Consider the following 8661-nt stretch of genomic DNA (forward strand, 5'->3'; position numbering starts at 1 on the left):
CGTCCAGGGAGTACCAGGCGCGGTGGTAGACCTTCCGGCGCTCATAGTTGTTCATCTCGCGCTGGGCCTGCCGCATGGCCTCCCAGACCTCGTCGCTGACCTCTACAAACTCGTCGTGCTGGTAGTGGGGATAAATCCACCGCAGATTGATTGTTTTCATAGGCTTACCTCCTGAAAATGGGAGAGGCGGGCAGCTTGTCCGCTGTCCGCCTCCCCTGGGATAAGGGAAACAATCCCTTTCACTTGGTAGCCCGAAAACAGGTCATTCGTTAAGCCTGTTTTCAAAGAATTTTATAAATTTTTTTCTGACTGCCTCCACACTCTGATACACGGCCACTTTGGAGCAGCCGCACACCGTCCCGATCTCCGCAAGGGTCAGCCCGTCCAGGGCATAGAGCAGGAACCGGCGGCGCTGGGCCTCGGTGCAGGTGTCCAGGACGGCCGTCAGCTCGCCCAGCGTTTCCTTGCGGCACAGGTAATCCTCCGGCGTTTCGCCGTAGATACCCACGCCCTCGGTGGCAACTATGTATTCGTCAAACTCCCGGCCATCCCAGTGCCGCCGCTGCTCATGGGACAGGTTTTCGGCTTTGTGGTCGGCCCGGTCAAGAAATTCATAGACTTCCAGCGTGACCTCTACGGCCACAGCTTGTCCGTTGTAATGGATGGTGACTTCCATCTGCCTTTCCTCCGTTCAGATTTTTTGCGGGAAAATCTGAACGGGGCGGCGGGGAGCGGCACCGGGGACAGGATTCGGGCCATGCTGACCCGATGTTCAAGCCCCATAAATATGAAAAAACGCCCGGACAGCATGAAGCTATTCGAGCGCAAAAACTCCAATATTCACTTACAGAATGACAATTTTCGCACCGGCTGCCAGACGGGGCCTGTTCGGTGGTTGGGCTTTTTTTGACGGTAGCGCAAATATCGTCTGAATTTGTCGGCAGTCAGTGTGCTTCATGGCGGCTCCCTCCTAAAGCCGCCGTGTTGGCGTATGGGCGTCACTCCTTTATTGAGGGCATAAAAGAAGGGGCTGTCGGTTAATACCGATTTTTAGCCCCTGATATGCGGGAAAGAGACACTTCCACAAAATTCAGGCTTTTTCAGGTCTGAATTCACTGTGAGGGTGTCTCTTCCTTTTTTCACTGCCCTGTTTTTGGGCGCAAAAACCCCTTGTTTGGACTTTTTGAAGCGCTCCATCAGCTAAGCTGCTTTCTGCCCCTTTTTCCCTTCATATTTTTCGATTTCATGTTGTAAAAACCGGTGGTATTTCATGATATTCCTGCCCATCGCATACAGCATGAATTCTTTATATACTTTCTCCTCTGACCGGTAGTTAAAACGACGGAAGTTTTCATTTTCCTTGATATCTCCAAAGTGGCCCTCCGTCTGGATCGAACGGGTCTGACGTTTCAGGATCCCTTCCTCGCTCTGGATATTCGCATGGGACTCTTCCTTCAGTTCTTCCCACCGTTCGTTGACCTTCACGATTTTATTCCGATCAGGATTCTTTTCCGCATTGTATTTATATAGACATTTGGATTTATGCTCACAGCCGCTGCAGTCTTCACAGCCATATACCTCTATCGTCTGCGTATAGCCGTCCTGCTCTTTGCTTTCTGTCCGGATATGGTGCAGTTCCCTTCCATCATGGCAGATATAATAATGCTCATCTTCAAAGACGGCGTATGTCATGTTGTAATACTTCCCAATGTCTTCTTTGTATGCCCGTGTCTTCCTCTTCTCATGGTCCTGCAGCTTGATATAGCTCCGGATCCCGTTCTCTTTCAGATACACCAGGTTCTTTTCGCAGCAGTATCCGCTGTCGGCAGTTACTGCCTCCAGTGTGTCTCCAAACGCTTTCCTGTGCTTTTCCAGGACGGGGACCAGCGTATTGTAGTCTGTCCGGTCATTGCTGACATATCCGTGGACAATAAAGTAATTCTCTACCGCGATCTGGACGTTATATGCCGGTTTTAACTGCCCATTCAGCATATGGTCTTCTTTCATCCGCATAAACGTTGCTTCCAGATCCGTCTTCGAATAGCTGTTCCGGTCTTTCCCCATGATCTCAAAGCATTTCTTATACTCCATCAGGCGCCTGCCGCATTCTTCCAGTTCCTCGTAGAGTTTCTGGATTTCCGGCTTATGCTTCCCTTTTCCGAAAACGAATCCGATCCCTTCCCCTTCTGCGATCCGCACCAGGTTCTTCTGCAGCTTCAGGATCTCAAGAGGGGAACAGGAATCAATCTCAAGGATCGTGTTATTGGAGATCTTCTTATGCTTTGTCAGTTTCCGCTTCCTGTTTTCTTCGATAACTTTCCGGACTTTGTCCATCCCCTCGATCACGAACATATGGGCATCCCCAAGATCGTATTTGGGGCCATAGCCGTTCTCAAGCAGGAAGGCATTGTACTTTGCATAAAGGGCATCGATGGTGTCCAGCAGGCCGGCAAGGTGATAGTTGATGCTGCCCCGCCAGACAAAGGTGTACCGGTTTGCGTTCGCTTCGATTTTGGTCCCATCAATGTAAAGTTCTTTCAGCGTAATAAGGCCTTCCTTCTCCAGGCGGCGCATGAACTGGTAATTCAGATCGTCCAGGACTTCCTCCGTCAGCTTTTTTCCTTTAAAATCGTAAAAAGCATCCCTCTGGGGCTTCTGCCCTTTGGTCAGCCAGATAAAAGCAAGGTCTCTCCGGCATAAATCTACAATACGGTCAACAGCCCTGACCCCGCGCATGTTTGCGTAGGTAACAACAGCATACAGCATGATTGGATTATACCCGGTTCTTCCCTTATCCGAATAGCAGGCCAGCAGGCCTGAAAAATCTAATTCCTCCATCACTTTTTTCAGGGTATAGACTGGATCGTCGTCGGGTAGCCTCAATTCGAAGAAACTGAAGTTAATTTTCTGTTGCCCAATTTCAAAAAAGTCATTATAATAATCTTTGGTTAGCATAGTTCCATTATAACATGGAACGGGGAGAAAGATGGCTGTCGTTAGTCATCTTTTTCTCTTTTTTGAGGATAAATTTCAGGGGCAGGCGTGACTCGCATGAGTCACACCTGCCCCTGTTTGGAACTATCTATTTCCCGACAGCCCCCTGGTCGTATGGGCGTGTCAAAGGGCTGCTGAACGACGGCTTTTTTTCTTTTGCCGTCGCCCGACAGATGGAATTAATATAGTTCTGGTACTTTCTTCTTGAAAATAAATAAAGCCATTCCAAACGTAATGATTGCAATCAAAAGGATTTGTAGCAAGGACTCCTGATATGTTGTATTTTTACTGATAATGAGTTGCCGGAACACAATGACAATCAATGAAGTTACGATTGTGGTGGGAACAGATTTTCGGATCATGCCAATGATAAATGGCCAGAGCGATAGTACCGTGCATACAACTACCGCAGTTATTGCCATTGGTATCCATGTCTGAAGCATGGAAATTTGGAATGTTCCCTCCAGCATATCAAAAAATCTGTCCACAAGCACGATATAACCGCTGCAACAAATATATCCAATCGCCATTGAAATTGCCGTATAAACCATAATGATAATCAATTTGCTGGCAATCAATTTCATGCGGTTCAAAGGATAAGAAAACATAATCGTGATTGTCCGCTGACTATATTCTCCAATTACCAGACGTGCAGTTAAAACCGACGAGTACACAAGGAAAATAAAGGACATCAGCAAGCCAATAACAAGATATGTACTTTCAAACGTGTCTTTGGTTTGCTCCGGGTCTGTCATACTATCCCACAAAGATACAGTAATGAACAGTATGCTGAAAAGGATTGCGGCAAACGTAAAAATTATATTTCGAGCAGTCCCAAATTTTTTCAATTCCAGTTTAATAAGGTGTGCCATTTTATTTTCCCTCCTCTGTGAGCTGAAAGAAATAATCTTCCAGAGTGTCCTGTTTACGCCCTAAGCTCTCTAAACCAACACCACTTTCAATGAGGGCTTTTGACAAAACTTTGCCAGAAATGTTCGAGTCATAAATCCGGATGAACTCTTTATCCAATATGCTAAAGTTTGTAATGCCCATCTGTTCCAATAAAGTTGCTGCATGGGCTACATCATCAACTTGTAGACTGATATACTCCGTTTGATGCTTATGGATTTCCTCAATGGGCAGTTCTGCCAGTAGGTTGCCATGTTGAATAATTCCAATCGTATCAGCAATTAGATCAACTTCGGATAGGATATGACTGGAAATAAAAATGGTCGTTCCATCTTCCTGATTAAGCCGCTGGAACAGGTTCCGCATTTCGCGGATACCTTCGGGGTCTAATGCGTTAATCGGTTCATCTAAAATTAGAAATTCTGGCTTTGCAAGGATAGCTCTTGCGATTGCTAACCGCTGTTTCATACCTAATGAATAATGGCGGATTTGCTTTCCCTCTACATTTTGCAGATCAACCATTTGCAGAACTTCATCAATGCGCTCTTTATTGGGAAATCCCATATAGTCGCAATGAAGCTCTAAGTTTTGCCGGGCCGTCATTTTCTCGTAAAAGTACGGATTTTCGATAATGGAACCCACCCGTTTGAAAACTTCATAACTTTGATCGGTGACTTTCTCTCCAAAAAGCTGAACTTCTCCGGCTTCTGGCTGGATAAGGTTCAGGATCATTTTCATTACCGTACTTTTACCGGCACCGTTCGGCCCGACAAAGCCATAAATAGCCCCTTTGGGAACATGGATATTCACATCGTTTACAACGACATTTCCTTTATAGGACTTTCGCAGCCCTACGGTTTCCATGATATAATCCATTTTGTATTCCTCCTGTACGGCTCCCATTATACAAAACAGACTTCTCTTTTCTCTGCCTGAAATCTAACTTTTTTCTAACTTTTCAAAATGACCGAGAAAACCGTTTGCTCATTCTGTATGCTGTGAACCTGCAATTCTGCTCCTATCTGCATAGAAAGTTTCTTTGCAATCGCCAATCCCAGACCATTTCCTGATGATTTCGGGGCAGTCGTATAGTTTCTTGTGAATATCTGCTTTTGCTGTTGTGGCGACATTCCTTTCCCGTGATCCTCTATTTCAATGACACTTTTTCCTTTTTCTGCTGTAAGACGCAGGGCAATATACTTTCCATCACCCCCATGCCGGATTGCATTGTCTATTAGGTTTTTCAAAATACGCTGCAAGGCGTCCCGGTCTGTGTCTGCATAAATCGGCGTGGCTGGTATCTGTATATCCACCTCAAATTGCTGCTTTTCAAGCAGATCATAATATTCCAAAATGGTGTCTTGGCATAATCTTGAAACATTCTCCTTTTGCAGTTTCAGAGGAAGATCGCCGGAAGCAATTTTGGACATTGTAAAATAGTCGTTTATCGTTGTTATCAAATCATCTGCTTTACGGTCAATTTTGGTAGCCATGGTATGAATGACCTCCGGCACAGATACATCATCCACTTTAGCAGCTAACATTTCACTGTTTCCTTTCAGCACAGTCAGAGGGGTACGAATATCATGTGAGATATTGGTAAGAACCTGTGCCATCGCCTTTTGTGCCTGTTCATATTCTGACTTCTTTTCGTAGAAATTTTGAAGCAATGTGTTAATCGCAGCCCCTAATTTTTTCATGCAGGCATGATCGGTAGGGAGAAGAACAAAGCCATTTTCAGAAGTAATAGAAAGCGTTTCCAGTCGGTTACTGATATAGTTGATTTCTTTTTGCAATTTCCTATACTGTATTCTCTGCCAAATGCAGATGAGCAGCAAAGCGGCTGAAAGCGCAGCAAACAGAACCCACATTTATTTATCCTCCATCTTGTAACCTATTCCCCATAAGGTCTTAATATAGGTTGTCGTATCTTCTTCACCGTTTTTCAGTTTCAGGCGCAGTCGATTGATATGGGTATTTAATACGTTTTCATTACCGAAATATGGCTCTTTCCAAATAAGTTCATACAAGCGTTCTTTCGAGAAAGCCCGTCCCGGATGGGTTGCCAGCAGATACAAAATTTCAAATTCAATGGGCGTTAAATCTATCAGAGTTCCTTGGCGGCTAACAGTATGACTGATTGGGTCAATCTCTAAATCCTTAATCTTTACGCCTGCATCGTTTGGCATGGCTTGATAGGTTCTGGCACGCCGAATATTGGCTTTAATCCTTGCAGTAAGCTCAATCAGAGAAAATGGCTTTACAACATAATCATCGGCCCCCAAATTCAGCCCTAACGATTTATCGGTATCATTGTCCTTTGCGGTGATAATGATGATCGGGATCGTGCTGACCTGCCGAATAGTCTTAATAATCTCCATACCACTCATATCTGGCAGCATAAGGTCTATGAGTGCAAGAGAGTATTCATCATAATTCTTGATAGTATGAATAGCTGTTTTACCATCACTAAAAGAAAGCACTTGAAATTCTCCTGACAAATAGTCTTTCACCATGCTTCTGATTTCTTCGTCATCTTCAATCAATATAATCCTATTTTCCATTGCGATTGCTCCTTGCTTTTTTTGTCCTGCCATCAATGGGCTTTTCTGCGTTCTTAGGAATGAGCCAGACAGTCCCCATTTTCACAGCGCCGGGAATGCGGCCCGAAGAACAGTAATAATTTATCCAACGAGGGGTCACGCCCCATTTTTCGCCAGCTTCTTTTAATGTCATATAGTCCATATTGCACCTCCAACCTTAACATTATAATTCGTTTTCTCGAATAGTACAAGGCAGGAAATGTGTCGAAATGATTATAAAATTAGGCAGAGACCAAAGCCTCTGCCTAAAAACTAATTGTAAATCAGTTCGTCTTGAATAATTTCCTCCACCTGCGCTTTCAGCGTGTTCATCAGCCCCACCCAGCGCATGGGGTCACGGGCTTTCAATTCCTCGGTGACGCCTGCCGCCGCCATCATGCGGGGCAGCATGGCGTCCATTCGTTCATGCGCTGCCCGGTCAATCTCCAACAGGTGCGGGTACAGCTTTTCGCTCAAAATCAAGCTGCTGTAAAGGCCAGGCCGGTGTTCCTTCAGATAGCGTTGCCGCATACGGCCATACTTGCCGATGGGGGCCTCCGGCTGCTCGGAAAGTTTCAGGTCGGGGATGTAGTAATCCCCGTAGCGGGTGTAAGTCAATTCGTTCATGTTCGTCCTCCTTTGCACTGTGATGATTAAACTGCGGCGCTGGCCGATATGGTGGCCTTGCGCGGCTCCTGCCTGGGTAACTGGCTGACGGGGATAAAAACGCCCTTTTCCATGTCCTCGGCCCGGATCGCGGCCTTTGCTGACTCCACCTGGGCCTTGCGCTTGGCGTTGTAGCGTTCTTCCCATTCCTTCTGTTTGCCATTGGCCTTGCGGCGCAAGTAGTTCTGGTGAAGCCTGTCCTTGCGTACCTCCTTCTTCCGCAGTTCTTCCTGTTCCTCCGGGGTCAGGGGAACCGGCTGCAAGGCGGGCGGGATATACCGGCCCACAAAGTTGAAGTAGATTTCAACCTCCTGCGTGGTGTCCTGGCTGCCTTTCCGGGCGCGTTCATGGACAAGGATTTTCTCTACAAACTCGTTGAGCATGGTGTTTGTCAGCGTGTCGAAGTTCTCGTACTTATCAATCAGGGCAATAAACTTCTCCGCAGATTTCCGGCTCTGCTCATAGCCGGTAACGGCCTTTTCCAGTTCCGTGATTTCCGCATGGAGAGTGTCCTGCTCTTTGGCATACTGTGCGTCCAGGGCTTCATACCGGGCATCCGGCAGCTTTCCCAGGGCGTTGTCCTCATAGATTTTGCAAATCAGCTTTTCCAGTTCCCCGGCCCGCTTTTGGGCGGCGGCCAGCCGTTTCCGCTTTTTGGATATGTCGGCGGTCTGCTGGGCGGCCTGCGTTTCCTGAACAGTGCGGATAAACTCGGCCCGGTCATTCTTGGAATACTCCGCGATGGCCCGGAGCATATCGGTTATCAGGGTCAGGACGGCCTCGGCCCGGATGCGGTGCTGTGTGCCGCAGAGCGTCCCGCATGGGACTTTGGTGTACTGGCTGCAAGTAAACTGCGGGTCGCGTTTTCCGTTGTAGGTTCGGTGAACATACATCTTGCCGCCGCAGTCGGCGCAGTACATCAGGCCGGTCAGGGGATGGGCCTCGCCCCAGCCGTCCGGGTAGCGCCGGACATTCGCCCGGATGCGCTGCACATTGTCAAAGGTTTCCTGGTCGATGATGGCCTCATGGGTGTTCTCGAAAATCGTCCACTCGCTTTCGTCAACATAGTGGCTTTTCTTGTCCTTAAAGTGCTTGCGTGTCTTGAAATTGATGGTGTGGCCCAGGTATTCCCGCTTTTTCAGGATGTTCACGATGGTGGACGATCCCCAGCCGTAGGGGTCTTTGACCGGCTTTGACCTGTTTACGCCCTCGTGAAAGCGAGCCAGATGGACAGCGGGGATTTCAACCTTTGCCTCGGACAGCAGCTTGGAGATTTGATAGGGGCCATAGCCCTCCATCGTCAGGGAAAAGATACGGCGTACCACTTCGGCGGCTTCTTCGTCCACAAGCCAGTGTTCCCGCTTTTCGTCCCACAGATAGCCGTAAATAACGGTGCCGGTCAGGTGCTTGCCGCTCATGCCCTTGGACTTGAACACGGAGCGGATTTTCCGGCTGGTATCGCGGGCGTAAAACTCGTTCATGATGTTGCGGAAGGGCGTAAAATCATCAT

The 8661-nt window shown here is 47.4% G+C and carries 9 protein-coding genes and 1 pseudogene; all 10 read right to left on the minus strand.

All coding sequences use genetic code 11. From position 1 onward, the window contains the following. Nucleotides 1–160 (minus strand): annotated as a pseudogene (locus B5F87_RS19665) (RNA polymerase subunit sigma-24); the annotation flags it as partial. Nucleotides 161–262: 102 nt separating this feature from the next. Further along, entirely contained in the window at nucleotides 263–676 is a 414-nt protein-coding gene (locus B5F87_RS19670) for a sigma factor-like helix-turn-helix DNA-binding protein (RefSeq protein WP_087235979.1), read from the minus strand. Between the two features lie 524 nt (nucleotides 677–1200). Next, nucleotides 1201–2955 (minus strand): IS1182 family transposase, encoded by a 1755-nt coding sequence (locus B5F87_RS19680; RefSeq protein ID WP_087235981.1) that lies wholly within the window; start codon nucleotides 2953–2955, stop codon nucleotides 1201–1203. 218 nt (nucleotides 2956–3173) lie between these two features. After that, on the minus strand, nucleotides 3174–3866 hold the full coding sequence (locus tag B5F87_RS19685) for an ABC transporter permease (protein ID WP_087235983.1): 693 nt from the start codon (nucleotides 3864–3866) through the stop codon (nucleotides 3174–3176). A 1-nt stretch (nucleotide 3867) separates the two neighbouring features. After that, nucleotides 3868–4779 (minus strand): ABC transporter ATP-binding protein, encoded by a 912-nt coding sequence (locus B5F87_RS19690; RefSeq protein ID WP_087235985.1) that lies wholly within the window; start codon nucleotides 4777–4779, stop codon nucleotides 3868–3870. Nucleotides 4780–4853: 74 nt separating this feature from the next. After that, nucleotides 4854–5699, minus strand: a complete 846-nt coding sequence (locus tag B5F87_RS19695; RefSeq protein WP_242964601.1) for a HAMP domain-containing sensor histidine kinase — start codon at nucleotides 5697–5699, stop codon at nucleotides 4854–4856. A gap of 75 nt (nucleotides 5700–5774) precedes the next feature. Continuing rightward, nucleotides 5775–6467, minus strand: coding sequence for a response regulator transcription factor (locus tag B5F87_RS19700; RefSeq protein ID WP_087235989.1), 693 nt, complete (start codon nucleotides 6465–6467; stop codon nucleotides 5775–5777). Beyond that, on the minus strand, nucleotides 6457–6648 hold the full coding sequence (locus tag B5F87_RS19705; RefSeq protein WP_087235991.1) for a helix-turn-helix domain-containing protein: 192 nt from the start codon (nucleotides 6646–6648) through the stop codon (nucleotides 6457–6459). Before B5F87_RS19705 ends, B5F87_RS19700 begins: the two co-directional genes overlap by 11 nt. Nucleotides 6649–6758: 110 nt before the next feature. Continuing rightward, the gene (locus tag B5F87_RS19710; RefSeq protein ID WP_087235993.1) at nucleotides 6759–7112 is read right to left on the minus strand and encodes a TnpV protein; all 354 of its coding nucleotides are present in this window, start codon (nucleotides 7110–7112) and stop codon (nucleotides 6759–6761) included. A gap of 26 nt (nucleotides 7113–7138) precedes the next feature. Beyond that, the coding region (locus B5F87_RS19715) for a DUF4368 domain-containing protein (RefSeq protein ID WP_087284245.1) at nucleotides 7139–8661 on the minus strand (1523 nt) is incomplete at its 5' end.

The organism is Eubacterium sp. An3 (assembly GCF_002159465.1).
In the GTDB taxonomy this organism is placed as follows: domain Bacteria; phylum Bacillota; class Clostridia; order Lachnospirales; family Lachnospiraceae; genus Anaerobutyricum; species Anaerobutyricum stercoris.

Coding starts and splice junctions, on each gene's coding strand:
- B5F87_RS19690 (WP_087235985.1), bottom strand. CDS start 4,779: ATGGATTATATCATGGAAACCGTAGGGCTGCGAAAGTCCTATAAAGGA.
- B5F87_RS19685 (WP_087235983.1), bottom strand. CDS start 3,866: ATGGCACACCTTATTAAACTGGAATTGAAAAAATTTGGGACTGCTCGA.
- B5F87_RS19680 (WP_087235981.1), bottom strand. CDS start 2,955: ATGCTAACCAAAGATTATTATAATGACTTTTTTGAAATTGGGCAACAG.
- B5F87_RS19705 (WP_087235991.1), bottom strand. CDS start 6,648: ATGGACTATATGACATTAAAAGAAGCTGGCGAAAAATGGGGCGTGACC.
- B5F87_RS19710 (WP_087235993.1), bottom strand. CDS start 7,112: ATGAACGAATTGACTTACACCCGCTACGGGGATTACTACATCCCCGAC.
- B5F87_RS19700 (WP_087235989.1), bottom strand. CDS start 6,467: ATGGAAAATAGGATTATATTGATTGAAGATGACGAAGAAATCAGAAGC.
- B5F87_RS19670 (WP_087235979.1), bottom strand. CDS start 676: ATGGAAGTCACCATCCATTACAACGGACAAGCTGTGGCCGTAGAGGTC.